The organism is Paraburkholderia sp. CNPSo 3076 (assembly GCF_026343935.1).
GTDB lineage: Bacteria > Pseudomonadota > Gammaproteobacteria > Burkholderiales > Burkholderiaceae > Paraburkholderia > Paraburkholderia nodosa.
Map to the genome: position 1 here is coordinate 50,318 of NZ_JAPMAL010000002.1, position 14,681 is coordinate 64,998.

The 14,681-nt window shown below is 65.1% G+C and carries 14 protein-coding genes; all 14 read right to left on the reverse strand.

Features of this window, described 5'->3' with window-relative positions; genetic code table 11:
* Nucleotides 1-54: 54 nt before the first annotated feature.
* The 14 genes from rnhB to tsf all read right to left on the reverse strand — a co-directional run bounded on the left by rnhB (nt 55) and on the right by tsf (nt 14,577).
* On the reverse strand, nt 55-843 hold the full coding sequence (gene rnhB / locus M3A49_RS02565) for a ribonuclease HII (protein WP_254352753.1): 789 nt from the start codon (nt 841-843) through the stop codon (nt 55-57).
* Nucleotides 840-2,009, reverse strand: a complete 1,170-nt coding sequence (gene lpxB / locus M3A49_RS02570) for a lipid-A-disaccharide synthase (protein WP_266227375.1) — start codon at nt 2,007-2,009, stop codon at nt 840-842. Before lpxB ends, rnhB begins: the two co-directional genes overlap by 4 nt.
* A 3-nt stretch (nt 2,010-2,012) precedes the next feature.
* Nucleotides 2,013-2,801, reverse strand: a complete 789-nt coding sequence (gene lpxA, locus M3A49_RS02575) for an acyl-ACP--UDP-N-acetylglucosamine O-acyltransferase (RefSeq protein ID WP_266227376.1) — start codon at nt 2,799-2,801, stop codon at nt 2,013-2,015.
* A 78-nt stretch (nt 2,802-2,879) separates the two neighbouring features.
* Nucleotides 2,880-3,344 (reverse strand): 3-hydroxyacyl-ACP dehydratase FabZ, encoded by a 465-nt coding sequence (gene fabZ / locus M3A49_RS02580; RefSeq protein WP_028204052.1) that lies wholly within the window; start codon nt 3,342-3,344, stop codon nt 2,880-2,882.
* Between the two features lie 238 nt (nt 3,345-3,582).
* Nucleotides 3,583-4,656 (reverse strand): UDP-3-O-(3-hydroxymyristoyl)glucosamine N-acyltransferase, encoded by a 1,074-nt coding sequence (gene lpxD, locus M3A49_RS02585; protein ID WP_266227377.1) that lies wholly within the window; start codon nt 4,654-4,656, stop codon nt 3,583-3,585.
* Between the two features lie 37 nt (nt 4,657-4,693).
* A complete protein-coding gene (locus M3A49_RS02590; RefSeq protein WP_266227521.1) occupies nt 4,694-5,242 on the reverse strand; it encodes an OmpH family outer membrane protein in 549 nt (182 codons plus the stop codon).
* Between the two features lie 71 nt (nt 5,243-5,313).
* The gene (gene bamA, locus M3A49_RS02595; RefSeq protein ID WP_028204055.1) at nt 5,314-7,620 is read right to left on the reverse strand and encodes an outer membrane protein assembly factor BamA; all 2,307 of its coding nucleotides are present in this window, start codon (nt 7,618-7,620) and stop codon (nt 5,314-5,316) included.
* 68 nt (nt 7,621-7,688) lie between these two features.
* On the reverse strand, nt 7,689-9,077 hold the full coding sequence (gene rseP / locus M3A49_RS02600; protein WP_266227378.1) for an RIP metalloprotease RseP: 1,389 nt from the start codon (nt 9,075-9,077) through the stop codon (nt 7,689-7,691).
* 109 nt (nt 9,078-9,186) lie between these two features.
* The gene (locus tag M3A49_RS02605; protein ID WP_266227379.1) at nt 9,187-10,368 is read right to left on the reverse strand and encodes a 1-deoxy-D-xylulose-5-phosphate reductoisomerase; all 1,182 of its coding nucleotides are present in this window, start codon (nt 10,366-10,368) and stop codon (nt 9,187-9,189) included.
* Between the two features lie 37 nt (nt 10,369-10,405).
* Entirely contained in the window at nt 10,406-11,215 is an 810-nt protein-coding gene (locus tag M3A49_RS02610) for a phosphatidate cytidylyltransferase (protein ID WP_028204058.1), read from the reverse strand.
* Nucleotides 11,209-11,985 carry an isoprenyl transferase gene (locus M3A49_RS02615; protein WP_028204059.1) on the reverse strand — a complete coding sequence of 259 codons (777 nt, stop codon included), beginning with the start codon at nt 11,983-11,985 and terminating at the stop codon, nt 11,209-11,211. Before M3A49_RS02615 ends, M3A49_RS02610 begins: the two co-directional genes overlap by 7 nt.
* A 73-nt stretch (nt 11,986-12,058) precedes the next feature.
* Nucleotides 12,059-12,619, reverse strand: a complete 561-nt coding sequence (frr, locus tag M3A49_RS02620) for a ribosome recycling factor (protein ID WP_028204060.1) — start codon at nt 12,617-12,619, stop codon at nt 12,059-12,061.
* A 92-nt stretch (nt 12,620-12,711) separates the two neighbouring features.
* Nucleotides 12,712-13,428 carry a UMP kinase gene (pyrH, locus tag M3A49_RS02625; RefSeq protein ID WP_028204061.1) on the reverse strand — a complete coding sequence of 239 codons (717 nt, stop codon included), beginning with the start codon at nt 13,426-13,428 and terminating at the stop codon, nt 12,712-12,714.
* Between the two features lie 267 nt (nt 13,429-13,695).
* Nucleotides 13,696-14,577, reverse strand: coding sequence for a translation elongation factor Ts (gene tsf / locus M3A49_RS02630; RefSeq protein ID WP_266227380.1), 882 nt, complete (start codon nt 14,575-14,577; stop codon nt 13,696-13,698).
* Nucleotides 14,578-14,681 lie beyond the last annotated feature (104 nt).

The following is a 14,681-nucleotide window of genomic DNA, read 5'->3' on the forward strand; positions in this document are numbered from 1 at the left end:
CGCCGGCACTACGCGAAACGGCGCCGGCTCGCGCGAGACGCCGTCAGCGGCGGCTCAAGGCAGCGGCGCGAAGGCGTCGTCTGCTTCGAGGCCGGCGGCGTCGCTGACCACCGTCAAAGCACCGGTCAGGACGATGCCGTGTAGCGCATAGGCCTCGCGCACGGGCGCGAACGAGCGCCGGTGATGCTCGCACGGACCATGCACGCGCAACGCTTCGAGGTGCTGCGGCGTGCCGTAGCCTGCATGGGCGTCGAAACCGTAGTGCGGGTGGACTTGGTGCAGATCGACCAGCATGCGGTCGCGCGTGACCTTGGCGATGATCGACGCCGCCGAAATGCTCGGCACCAGCGCGTCGCCGCCGATCACCGCCTCGCCGCGCACCGGCATCACCGGGCAGCGATTGCCGTCTATCTTCGCGAGCGTCGGCACGATGCTCAAGCCTTCGACTGCACGCCGCATCGCCAGCATCGTCGCGTGCAGGATGTTGAGCGTGTCGATTTCCTCGACGCTCGCCGACGCGACGCACCACGCGAGCGAGCGTTCGACGATGCGCTCGTAGAGCGTTTCGCGCGCCTGCGCCGTCAGCATCTTCGAATCGTTGAGCCCGCGAATCGGCCGGGCCGGATCGAGAATCACGGCCGCTGCGACCACCGGCCCGGCGAGCGGCCCGCGGCCGGCCTCATCCACGCCGCAGATCACGTCGTCCGGCGATTCGAACAGCAGTCCGGCCTGCCGCGCCGCCTTGCGACGCGCGGCGAGCTTCAGCGCCGCCTGCGACGGCGGCTTTTTCACCGCCGGCGCTGTCGTACGCCTGGTCGTGCGCTTGATCGTGTCCTCGCTCATGCGCGCCCCTTTCGGCCTTCGACGATGCGCGCGACCACCTCGGCCGCGCGCTCCGCGGTGTTCTGGCGCAGGGTCAGATGCATCTGCGTGAACACCTCGGTCAGCGTGCGCCGGTTTGCCTCGTCCTGCAACTGCGTGAGCGTCGCGTCGGCAAGCGCCTCTGGCGTGGCGAAATGCTGCAGGATTTCCGGCACGACGAAGCGGCCCGCGAGAATGTTCGGCAGGCCCACGTAAGGCAGATAAGCCTGGCGGCGCATGATCTGCCCCGTGAGCCAGGGCACCTTGTAGGAGATGACCATCGGCTTCTTGAGCAGCGCCGCTTCGAGCGTGACCGTGCCGCTCTTCACGAGGATCGCGTCGGCGGCCGTCATGGCGAGTTGCGACTGGCCGTCGATGATCGTGAGCGCGAGGCCCTGATGCGCGTTCGCGAGTTCCCGCAGTTGCGCGTGGATAGCCGGTGTTGCCGCCGGCATCACGAAGCGCAGCGCCGGCTCGCGACGCTGCATGATCTGCATCGCGTCGAAGAAGGTCGGGCCGATCAGGTTGATTTCCGAGCGGCGGCTGCCCGGCAGCACCGCGATCACCGGGCCGCTTTCCGGCATGCCCAGCGTGCGGCGCGCGCCGGTCAGGTCCGGTTCGAGCGGAATCTCGTCGGCGAGCGGATGACCCACGTACGATGCCGCCACCCCGGACTTCTCGAGGAGCGCCGTTTCGAACGGAAACACGCAAAGCATGTGATCCACGGCCTTCTGGATCTTCTTGATACGCCCGCCACGCCACGCCCAGATCGACGGGCAGACGAAGTGGATCGTCGGAATGCCCGCATCGCGCAGCGCGTGCTCGAGGCCGAAGTTGAAGTCAGGCGCGTCCACGCCGATGAACGCGTCCGGCGGTTCGGCCAGCAGCTGATGCTTGAGCTCGTTGCGGATGCGCAGAATCTCGGGGATGTGCCGCAACGCCTCGACGTAGCCGCGCACCGAGAGCTTTTCCATCGGCCAGTGCGCGTCGAAGCCAGCGGCCATCATGCGCGGACCACCGATTCCGTAGTACTGCGTAGTGTCGGGCAAGCGGGCTTTGAGACCCGCGAGCAGTGACGACGCAAGCAGGTCGCCGGACGGCTCGCCGGCGACCATCGCAAGGCGCAGCGGACGCGTTTGCAGCGCCATCGATCAGCGAATGATGCCGCGTTGCGACTGCTCGACGAAGTCGAGCAGCGCCTTCACGTGCACGTCGCCGTCGCCGCCCGCCTGCGCGAGGTCGGCGAGCTGCACCTTCGCCTCTTCGAGCGAGAGCCCGTTCTTGTAGAGCGTGCGATACGCCGAGCGCAGCGCGGAAATCGCGTCAGCCGAAAAGCCGCGACGGCGCAGACCTTCGACGTTGATGCCGTGCGGCACCGCCTTGTTGCCGGCGGCGATCACGAACGGCGGCACGTCCTGCACGAGCGCCGAGGCGCCGCCGACCATCGAATGCGCGCCGATGCGCACGAACTGGTGCACGCCGGTCATGCCACCGACGATCGCGTGGTCTTCGACGAACACGTGGCCCGCGAGCTGCGCGTTGCTCGACATGATGACGTTGTCGCCCAGACGGCAGTCGTGGCCCACGTGCACGTAGGCCATGATCCAGTTGTCGTCGCCGATGATCGTGACGCCGGTGTCCTGCACCGTGCCCGTATGCAGCGTCGTGAACTCGCGGATGGTGTTGCGGCTGCCAATCACGAGCTTCGTGGGCTCGCCCTTGTACTTCATGTCCTGCGGACGGCCGCCGATCGACGCGTAGTGGCCGATCGTGTTGTCTTCGCCAATCGTCGTGTGGCCTTCGAGCACGCTATGCGAACCGACCTTCGTGCGCGCACCGATGGTGACGTTCGCACCGATGACCGCGAACGGCCCGATTTCGACCGACTCGTCGATCTGCGCGCCCGACTCGACGACCGCAGTGGGATGGATCCTGCTCATTCGTCCTCGCTCTCCGATTCTGTTTCCGTGCGCCGGCGCCTCGAGGTCAAGGCGCGCTGCGGCATGCGGCGGCGCTTCTTATTGCGCCGCGTCCATTTTCTTGACGGTGCACATGAGTTCCGCCTCGCAGGCCACAGAGCCTTCCACTTCGGCCACCGCCTTGAACTTCCAGATGCCGCGCATGTAGCGCTCGAACGTCACGTTGAGGATGAGCTGGTCACCCGGCTCGACCACGCGCTTGAAGCGCGCCCCGTCGATGCCCACGAAGTAGTACAGCGTATTCTCGAAGTCCTGCTCTTCCTCCGAGAACGTGAGCAGCGCGGCGGTTTGCGCCAGCGCCTCGAGAATCATCACGCCGGGCATGACCGGACGCTGCGGGAAGTGTCCCGTGAAAAAGGGCTCGTTGACCGTCACGTTCTTCAACGCCTTGATGCTCTTGTGCGGCTCCAGCTCGATGACCCGGTCCACCATCAGGAACGGATAGCGGTGCGGCAGCAGCGTGAGAATCTTGTGGATGTCGAAGTTGAGTTTTTCGATGTTCATGGTGGTTCTGCTCACGCAGGAATTGCGCGTGTGACTTTCGATTTCGATATTCGAGGCGTCTGACCAAACACGCCCGCGCTGACGCGAAGTATGCGCCACGCCCGGGCTCCCGTGCATGCGTATTGCCCCGGGCGGGTAGCCCCGGGCGGGTAGCCCCGGCGGGGAGCTTTGCTCGTCCGCGACGCAAAGCGGCGCGCCGCTCCCGCGACACGCCGCCCGCTACCTCGATACTGCTTTCTTATTCGCCCGGCGGCTTCTGGGCGACCGCCGCCTCGAGCGCCTTGATACGGTCGCGCAGCTTGTCGATGTTACGCAACAGCGCGGCGCTCTTGTTCCAGTCGGCGTGATCGACCGCGGGGAAAGCGCTCGTGTAGATGCCAGCCTTCGGCAACGACTTCGAGACACCCGACTTCGCCGTGACGATCACGTAGTCGCCCAGCGTGACGTGCCCCGCGATGCCCACTGCACCGCCGATCATGCAATGGCGTCCGATCGTCGTGCTGCCCGCAATGCCAGCGCAGCCCGCGATGACCGTGTACGCGCCGATCTTGCAGTTGTGGCCGATCTGCACGAGGTTGTCGATCTTCACGCAGTCTTCGATGATCGTATCGGCCATCGCGCCGCGGTCGATCGTGGTGTTCGCGCCGATCTCGACGTCCGGCCCGATGGCCACGCCGCCCACCTGCGGAATCTTGACCCAGCTACCCGTGCGCGCGTCGCCCTCACCCGTGAAATCGGGGGCGAAACCAAAGCCGTCCGAGCCGATCACGGCGCCGGCATGCACGATGGCGCGCGCGCCAAGCTTGCAGCTGTGATAGACGGTCACGCCCGGATACAGGTGCGAGCCCTCGCCCACCTGCGTGCCGCGGCCGATGAAGACGTTCGCGTCGAGCCGCACGTTTTCCCCGATCACCGCGCCTGCTTCGACCGTGACGTTCGGGCCGATCACCGCGCTCGCGGCAATCTGCGCCTTCGCGTCGACGTGGGCGCTGGCGTGGATGCCCGGCTGCGCCTTCGGCGCGGCGAGGTCGATATACGCCTGCGCGACACGCGCGAAGTAAGCATACGGATTCGGTGTGACGATGAAGTTGCGTCCTTCGCGCGATGCGAGCTTCTCGAGGTCGCCCGGGCTGATGAGCACCGCGCCCGCGCCGGTCGTCTCGACCTGCGCGAGATACTTCGGATTGGCGAGGAACGCGAGCTGTTGCGGACCGGCCTGGTCGAGCGGCGCCAGCGAACTGACGCGTTGCGTCGCATCGCCCACCACCTCGCCGCCGAACCGCCCGACGATGTCCTCAAGCGTAAATGCCATGCGCGTGCTGCTCCTGCCTTAGTTGCTTTTCGTTGCCTTAGTTGCTGCTACTGCCGCCCGTGCTATTCGCTGCGAGTGCCTTCAGCACCTGGTCGGTAATGTCGATGCGCGGGCTCACGTACACCGCTTCCTGCACGATCAGGTCGTAATGCTGCTGCTCGGCGATCTGCTTGATCACCTTGTTCGCCCGGTCGAGCACCGCGGCCAGTTCCTCATTGCGGCGCTGGTTCAGGTCTTCGCGGAATTCGCGTTGCTTGCGCTGAAAGTCGCTGTCGAGCGCAGACAGGTCGCGCTGCTTCGATGCGCGATCGGTCGGCGACATCGACGGGCCGTTCTTGTCGAGCGAATCGGACATCGACTTCAGGCGCTGCGCCATGTCCTGCAGATCCTTGTCGCGCTTGGCGAACTCGGCTTCGAGCTTGGTCTGCGCGGCCTTCGCGGGAACGGATTCGCGCAGGATGCGATCGGAGTTCACCGCCGCGATCCTGGCTTCCTGCGCCTGCGCCACGCCCATGCCAAAACCGAGGAGCGCCAGCGACACGGTCATCGCCCCGATCGTCCGTCTGGAAAACATACCCGTTAGCAAAGTCATCCTCTCGTTTCCTGGATTCCGGCGCCGCGCGCTGCGCGCGCAACGAACGCCGGGCAAAACATACGTCAGAATGCCGTCCCGATCTGGAACTGGAACTTCTGGTACTGGTCGCCTTCGTGCTTGGTAACCGGGAAGCCCAGGCTCAGCTTGAGCGGACCGATCGGCGAAATCCACGCGAGACCGAAGCCGTAGCTGTAACGCAAGCCATTGGCGCCAATACTGTTGCCTTCCGTGCCCCAGACGTTACCACCATCGACGAACGTGAAGACGCGCAGCGTCCGGTCATAGCCCGTGCCCGGCAGCGGGAAGGTCAACTCGATGTTGCCGACCAGCATCTTCGAACCGCCGATCGGGTCGTTCGTCGTCTTGTCGCGCGGACCCAGCGAACTCGGCTCGTAGCCACGCACCGAACCGATACCACCGGCGTAGTAGTTCTTGAAGATCGGGTACGGCTTGCCGCTGAGGCCATTACCGTAGCCGCCCTGGAAGTTCAAGCCCAGCACGAAGCCACGCGCGAACGAGTAGTAGTACTGCGCCTGGATGTCGGCCTTGTAGTATTGCGTGCCGCCAACCGGCGTGCCGTACTCGGCATTCGCCTGCGTGAAGTAGCCCTTGCTCGGCACGAGCGCGCTGTCACGCGCGTCGCGCGACCAGCCCACCGTGAGCGGCACATTGTTCGACACGCGGCCAAACTGGTTCACGTAGTCGATATAGCTCTGCGGCGTGTTCGAGTCGACGTCGAGCGTGTCCTGCTCGAAGCCCGCGCCGAAGTAGACCGTGTCGACTTCCGAGAACGGGATGCCGAACTTGAGGTCGCCGCCCATCGTGATGATGCGGAAGCTCGAATCGGTCGAGTAGTACAGCGGCTGGTACGTGCGGTAGTAGACGTCGGTAATGCGCTTGATGCCGTCCACCGTGAAGTACGGGTCCACCTGCGTGAGTGCCAGCGTGCGGTACGTCTTCGCGGTGTTCACGTTCAGCGAGAGCGAGGTGCCCGAACCGAACACGTTGTCCTGCGACACGCCCGCCGACAGCACCACCTTGTCCGTGGACGAGAAGCCCGCACCCAGCGTGATCGCGCCGGTCGGCTTTTCGGCGACCTTCACGTTCACGTCCACCTGGTCGGCCGTGCCTTCCACGGGCACCGTGGTCACGTCGACGTCGGTGAAGTAGCCCAGACGGTTGATGCGGTCCTTCGAGAGCGCGAGGCGGTTCGAATCGAACCACGAGCTTTCGAGCTGGCGCATTTCGCGGCGCACGACTTCGTCGCGGGTACGCGTGTTGCCCACCACGTTGATGCGGCGCACGTACACACGGCGGCTCGGATCGACCTGCAGCGTGAGGTTGACCGTGTGATTCGCCTGATCGATCTGCGGCAGCGCGTTGACGGTCGCGAACGCGTAACCGTACTCGCCGAGCTTGTCGACGATGGCCTTGGTCGTTGCCTGCAGCTTTTCGGCCGAGAAGGTATCGCCCGGCTTGATCTTGATGAGTTTCTTGAGCTCGGCCTCGCGGTCGAGCAGGTTGCCCGACAGCTGGATGCCCGATACCTTGTACGGCTCACCTTCGTGAATGCCGATGGTGAGGTACATGTCCTTCTTGTCGGGCGAGATCGAGACCTGCGTTGAGTCGATGTTGAACTCGAGGTAGCCGTGGTTCAGGTAGTACGAGCGCACGTTCTCGAGGTCGCCCGTGAGCTTTTCCTTCGAGTAGAGGTCGTTCTTCGTGTACCACGAGAACCAGTTCGGCGTGGACAGCTGCATCTCCGCAAGGAGCGTGCCGCTGCTGTACGTCTTGTTGCCGATGAAGTTGATCTGGCGGATCTTCGCGCTCGGACCTTCAACGACCGAAAACAGCAGACCGACGCGATTGCGGTCGATCGGCGTAACCGTGGTCGTGACCTCGGCGGCGTAGAAGCCGCGCGTGAGGTACTGGCGCTTGAGCTCCTGCTCGGCCTTGTCGACGAGCGCCTTGTCGTAGTAGCGGCCTTGCGAGAGGCCGACCGCGCGCAGCGCCTTCGTGAGGTTGTCCTTGTCGAATTCCTTGATGCCCGCGAAGTCGATCGTGCCGATGGCCGGGCGCTCCTGCACCTGCACCACCACGACGCCGCCTTCGGTGGCGATCTTCACGTCGTTGAAGAAGCCCGTCGCATAGAGTGCGCGGATGGCCTCGGACGCCTTGTCGTCGGTGAACGTGTCGCCCTGCTTGATCGGCAGGTAGGCGAACACCGTGCCCGGCTCGACGCGTTGCAGCCCTTCGATGCGGATGTCCTGAACCACGAAAGGCGTCGTTGCTGCGTGGGCAACGAGTCCATGTGCGGCGATCGCCGCGGCCGCAACCGTTTTTGGAACCAAGCGATGAGGTCTAAACAACGTGCTTCCCCAATTATGTATAGCTGCATCAGGTCAGGCGGCACGCCCACGGACGCCGCCAGACATCTTTAAAAATGGATTAACCGAGCCAGATCGTTGAACAACGCGATCGCCGACAGTGCGACGATGCAGGCAAGTCCCGCGCGCTGCAGTACGAGCTGCCAGCGGTCCGAGACGGCTTTGCCCGTTACGGCTTCAACCGCATAATATAACAGATGCCCCCCGTCCAATACCGGAATTGGGAGCAGATTCAATACGCCGAGGCTGATGCTCACGAGCGCGAGGAACGACAGGAACGCTGAAGGACCGAGTCTCGCGCTCTTGCCGGCATAGTCGGCAATCGTCACCGGGCCCGACAGATTCTTCAGCGATGCTTCGCCCGTGATCATGCGGCCGAACATCCGCAGCGAATACACGGCGATGTCCCAAGTGCGATACGCACCGAGCCGCACGCTCTCGAGCGGCCCATAGCGCACGTCCACGGAAGGCGCCTGCGCCGAGAGCGCCGCACCGATTCGACCCACTTCTTCGCCCGTTTGCGCGTCGCGTTGCAGCGCGGGCGTGACCATGAGCGCGAGCGTTTGCTGCGCGTGCGGGGCAGCGTCGCCGCGCGCGACCGTGAGCCGCACAGGCTTGCCCGCACGCGCCTTCACGTACGCGATGAAAGTGCTTGCGCTGTCCACGGGCCGGCCGTCGACGGCGCGCAGTTGATCGCCCGCTTGCAGCCCGGCATGTTGCGCCGCACTACCCGCCTCCACGGCCGCCACCTTGAGCGTGTTGCCGCCCGCCTCGAGGCCGAGCTTCGCCAGGAAGTCGTCGTCGAGATCCTTGCTGGTCAGTTGCGAGAGATCGAGCGGGAAATCGTAGGTGCCTTCGCCATCGCGCGCGGCAAGGACGACACGGCCCTGGTCGAACGCCGTGGCAAGCAGTTTCCAGCGCAGGTCAGACCACGAACGCACGGGCTCGGTGCGGCTGCCGTTTGCATCGCTCACCGAAAGAATCATTTCGCCGCCCTGGAAGCCGGCACGAGCTGCCGCCGATTGCGCGGGCGGCGCTGCGACAATGGCCTTCTGCTCGGTCACCCCGCTCGCGTACACCACGGAAAAGAGCACGACGGCCAGCACGAAATTGGCGATCGGCCCCGCCGCGACGATCGCGATGCGCTTGCCGACCGACTGGCGGTTGAACGCGTGCGGCAAATCGCTCGCGGGAATCTGCTCGGGCGACTCGCGTTCGTCGAGCATCTTCACGTAACCGCCGAGCGGCAGCGCCGCGATGGTCCACTCGGTGCCGCTCGTCTTGCTGACCCACTGCACGAGCGGCCGGCCAAAGCCGATCGAGAAACGCAGGACCTTCACGCCGCACAGGCGCGCGACGCTGTAGTGCCCGTATTCGTGCACGACGACCAGCACGCCGATCGCCACGACGAATGCGACCAGTTCGGTAAGCAGGTTCATGAGCGCCTCCTGGGCTGGAAGCAGCGCACCGGTGCGGGAGCGGCCCCGAGGTCAGGCTCGCGTGCCTGAGGGGCCGCCAGGGCCCTTCCGCAAGCCCCTCGCTGACCTGTCAGGCCGGCACCGGCAGGCTGTCGATGATGGTGTGAGCCGCGCGGCGGGCGGCCGCGTCGGCTTCGAGCACGACTTCGAGACTCGACGCGTTGCGGTTCTCGAGCGCGTTAAGTACGGCATCCACCGTCTGGGCGATGGCCATGAAGCCGATGCGCCGGTTCAAAAATGCTTCCACCGCAACTTCGTTCGCCGCGTTGAGCGCCGCGCTCGCCACGCCGCCGGCGCCCAATGCCTGCATCGCGAGTGCGAGACATGGAAAGCGCGCGTAGTCGGGCTTTTCGAACGTGAGCGTCGCGATTTGCGCGAGATCGAGTTGCGCGACGCCGGAATCGACACGATCCGGATACGCCAGCGCGTGCGCGATCGGCGTGCGCATGTCGGGGTTGCCTAGTTGCGCGAGCACCGAACCGTCGGCGTACGAAACCATCGAGTGGATCACGCTCTGCGGGTGGATCAGCACGTCGATGCGCTCGCCCGGCAGGTCGAACAGATAATGCGCCTCGATCACTTCGAGGCCCTTGTTCATCATCGTGGCCGAATCGACCGAGATCTTGCGGCCCATCGACCAGTTCGGGTGCTTGCAGGCCTCGTCGGGCGTCACGTTCACGAGCGTCGAGGGCTCGCGGGTGCGGAACGGGCCGCCCGAAGCGGTCAGGATGATCTTCGTGACGCCCTCGCGCTGCGCGTTTTCGCGCGGGAAGCACTGGAACACGGCGTTGTGCTCGCTGTCGAGCGGCAGCAGCACGGCGCCGCTGTCGCACACGGCATCGATGAAGATGTCGCCCGACATCACGAGCGCTTCCTTGTTGGCGAGCAGGATCTGCTTGCCGGCCTTCGCCGCTGCGAGCGTGGGCGCGAGACCCGCCGCGCCGACAATGGCCGCGACCACGGTGCCGCAGCCATCGCTCTTCGAGACTTCGACGAGCGCCTGCGGCCCATAGGTCACGACGGTCTTCGAGCCGGCCGCGCGCAGCTTGCGCTCGACCTGTGCGGCGGTGTCGGCGTCGCCGACCACGGCCACCTCGGGGGCGAAGCGCAGGCATTGTTCGACGAGCTTCTCGCCGTTGCGATGCGCGGTGAGCGCATAGACCGAGAAGCGTTGCGGATGACGCGCGACGACGTCGAGCGTGCTGTCTCCAATCGAGCCCGTGGAACCGAGCAGTGTGAGTCGTTTTTGCATATTCAAATCTCTAGCCGAGCGTCCTGGCCAAGCCCCTTTAGCCGAGCAGCAACATGGCAAGCGGCAGCACGGGCAGCAGCGCGTCGATGCGGTCGAGGACTCCGCCGTGGCCCGGCAGGAGGCCGCTCGAATCCTTCACGCCAGCCTGGCGCTTCAGCATCGACTCGAACAGATCGCCGATCACGCTGAACGCGACCAGCACGGTAAGTACAAAAAGCGCACGGCCGAGCCCGATCTGGGCGGCTAGCGCGGAATACAGCGTGGGTTCGAACGCGTGCAGCGCGATCGCCGCGCCCGACACCACCATCACGGCGGCCCAGCCGCCCACGGCGCCCTCCCAGGTCTTGCCGGGGCTGATCGAAAGCGCAAGCTTATGCTTTCCGAATGCCTTACCTGCAAAGTATGCGCCGATATCGGCCAGCCAGACCACGAGCAACAGGGACAAAACGAACGCCACGCCGGCCGTGCGCGCGGCAACGAGGGCGTGCCAGCAGGCCGCGAAAACGACGAGCCCGGCGGCCAGCAGGAAGCCGCGCCAGGCGCCCGCCGCGAGCACCGGCTTGCGCAGCAGCACGTAAGGGCCGGCGATGATCCAGAACACGCCCGCCGCCTGAAAGAGCGGCCGGGGCGCCGGCAGGCGCGTACTGAGCGCCACGGCGGCCGCCGCGATCACGGCGTAGACGATCGAGCCGGTCGCGCCCGCCTTCAGGAGGCGCGCCCACTCCCACGCGGCGAACACGACCACGACGCCGATCAGCGCGCCGAACGCCGCCACCGGCGCGAACAGCGTGACCGGCAGGAAGACTGCCAGCAGGACGAGCGCCGTAATGACGCGGGTCTTCAGCATGAAAGGGAATCGGCGTTCTGGGCGACGACCTGCGCGCTCGTGCGGCCGAAGCGGCGCTCGCGCTCGGCATACGACGCAATGGCGCGGCTGAGCGCTTCGGCGTCGAAATCCGGCCAGAACGTGTCGGTGAAATAGAACTCGGCGTAGGCGAGTTGCCAGAGCAGGAAGTTGCTCACTCGCTGCTCGCCGCCCGTGCGGATGAAGAGATCCGGCTCGGGCGCGTAGGCCATTGCCAGATGCTGGGACAGCGTGTCTTCGGTGACGGGAACCGCCTGGCCCGTGGCCGCGGCTTCCTCGACCAGCTTGCGCGTGGCCTGCAGGATATCCCAGCGGCCGCCGTAGTTGGCGGCGATCGTGAGCGTGAGACGGGTGTTGCGCGCGGTTTTGGTTTCCGCGCGGCGAATCAGGTCCTGGATGCGCTCATTGAACATCGACAGGTCGCCGACCACGCGCAGGCGGATGCCGTTCGCGTGCAGGCGCGCCACCTCGCGCTCGAGCGCGGTGACGAAAAGGCGCATGAGGAACGACACTTCGTCGGTCGGGCGGCGCCAGTTCTCGGAACTGAAGGCGAAGAGCGTCACGTATTCGACGCCGCGCTCCACGCACGACTCGACGACCGAACGCACGGCGTCGACGCCGCGCGTGTGGCCCGCGACGCGCGGCAGGCGCCGCTGGGTCGCCCAACGGCCATTGCCGTCCATGATGATCGCGATGTGGCGCGGCACGGCCGCCACGTCGGGCACGCGAACGGTTGAGCTGGTATAGGTCATGGCCGTCGGACTGTAACTGCGATAAAAAAAGGGAAGCCGCCGGAAATCTGGCGAATCTGGAAGGCCTGAGGCCTCAGACCGTCATGATCTCGGCTTCCTTCGTCTGGACGAGCTTGTCGATCTCGGTCACGAAGCGGTCAGTCAGCTTCTGGACTTCGTCGCCGCCACGGCGCTCGTCGTCTTCGGAAATTTCCTTGTCCTTCACGAGCTTCTTGAGTTGCTCGTTGGCGTCGCGACGCAGGTTGCGCACGGCGACCTTCGCCGTTTCACCTTCGTTCTTGACGACCTTCGTGAGCTCCTTGCGGCGCTCTTCGGTGAGCGCGGGCATCGGCACGCGGATAAGGTCGCCGTGCGTGGCCGGGTTCAGGCCGAGATCCGACTCGCGGATCGCCTTTTCGATGACCGGCACCATCTTCTTTTCCCAAGCCTGCACGCCGATCGTGCGCGCGTCGACGAGCGTGAGGTTCGCGACCTGCGAGATGGGCACGGGCGAACCGTAGTAGTCGACCTGGATGTGGTCGAGCAGACCGGTATGGGCGCGGCCCGTTCGGATTTTTGCCAGATCGCTCTTGAACGCGTCGATCGAGCGCTGCATTTTCTGCTCGGCGCCCTTTTTGATGTCAGCCACAGCCATTTTGATACCTCCGAACCTTCATAACGGAACGAGCCCGCCAGCGCGCTGATGGGCGGCGCGGCCCGTGTTCGAACCTCTCGTGAGACGAGAGTTTACACGTGGACGAGCGTACCTTCGTCTTCGCCCAGAACGATGCGCTTGAGCGCACCCGGCTTGACGATGGAAAAAACCCGGATCGGCAGCTTCTGGTCGCGGCACAGCGCGAACGCGGTGGCGTCCATCACCTGCAGGTTGCGGCCAATTGCCTCATCGAAGCTGATCGTCGAGTAGCGCGTGGCGGTCGGGTCCTTCTTCGGATCGGCCGAGTAGACGCCATCGACCTTGGTGGCCTTCAGCACGACTTCGGCGCCGACTTCCGAGCCGCGCAGCGCAGCAGCCGTGTCGGTGGTGAAGAACGGGTTGCCCGTGCCGGCGGCGAAGATCACGACCTTGCCTTCTTCGAGCTGGCGAATCGCGCGGGGGCGGATGTACGGCTCAACGACCTGATCCATGCGCAGCGCCGACTGCACGCGCGCCTCGATGCCCGCGTGACGCATGGCGTCCTGCAGCGCGAGCGCGTTCATCATCGTGGCCAGCATGCCCATGTAATCGGCCGTTGCGCGGTCCATACCGGCCGCGCCGCCCGCGACGCCGCGGAAAATGTTGCCGCCGCCGATCACGACTGCGAGTTGGGTGCCCAGACGCACCACCTCGGCCACGTCTGCCACCATACGTTCGATCGTGGCGCGATTGATGCCGAAGGCATCATCGCCCATCAGGGCTTCGCCGGAAAGTTTGAGCAGGACGCGTTTATAGGCGGGTGTGGGCATGGAGGTATCCAGGATCGCGCGCAAAGGGCAATAACTTGAAACTGTAGGGGTGAAATACGGCTTCGGGCAAGCGCCGCCAGAAATAGCGAAGATTTCCGACGCCGCGCACGGCGGGGGACTACCATGCGCGTCGCCGCTACGCTGCCCGCCACGGCGGATTGCTCCGCCCCGGCTTACAACTCAGCAAACTACGGTGCTAACTGCGGTACTGCAACAACTGCGGTCGCCGCCTGCCGTGCAGGGCGCGGCAGGCGGGCTTACCGGTCTTTATTGCTGCTTTGCAGCAGCGACTTGCGCAGCCACTTCGGCAGCGAAGTCGTCCTGGCGCTTCTCGATGCCTTCGCCCACCACGAAGAGGGCGAACTTCTGCACCGTCGTGCCAGCAGCCTTGAGCATCTGCTCGATCGTCTGCTTGTCGTTCTTAACGAACGGCTGGTTCAGCAGCGAGACTTCCTTCAGGTACTTCTGGACCGAACCTTCGACCATCTTCGCGACGATCTCAGCCGGCTTGCCCGATTCGGCGGCCTTCTGCTCGGCGATGCTGCGCTCCTTGGCGATCAGGTCGGCCGGCACGTCGTCCGACGACAGCGAGACCGGCTTCATCGCGGCGATGTGCATCGCGACGTCCTTGCCCACTTGCTCTTGCGCACCTGTGTACTCGACCAGCACGCCGATGCGCGTGCCGTGCAGGTATGCAGCCAGCTGGTTGGCGGTTTCGAAACGCGCGAAGCGGCGGATCGAGAGGTTTTCGCCGATCTTGCCGACCAGTGCGAGGCGCACTGCGTCGACCGTCGAGCCGTCCAGCGGCAGCGCCGACAGAGCGGCGACGTCAGCCGGGTTTTGCGTGGCGACGAGTTCAGCGATCTTCTTCGAGAAGCCGATGAAGTCATCGTTCTTCGAAACGAAGTCGGTTTCGCAGTTCAGTTCGACGATCGCGCCAGCGCCGCTACCGATGAACGACGAGATCACGCCTTCGGCCGTGACGCGCGAAGCGGCCTTGCTGGCCTTGTTGCCGAGCTTCACGCGCAGCAATTCTTCGGCACGCGCGAGGTCGCCGTCGGCTTCCGTCAGCGCCTTCTTGCATTCCATCATCGGCGCATCGGTCTTCGCGCGCAGTTCTGCCACCATGCTTGCGGTAATTGCCGCCATCATTCGCTCCTTGAGTCTGTCTGGTACACGCCGCCCGCCTTTCGACGCGGCCGGCAGAAATTCGTTTCCGTTTGAGCCTGCGGTGAAACGCTTTTTTACAGCTG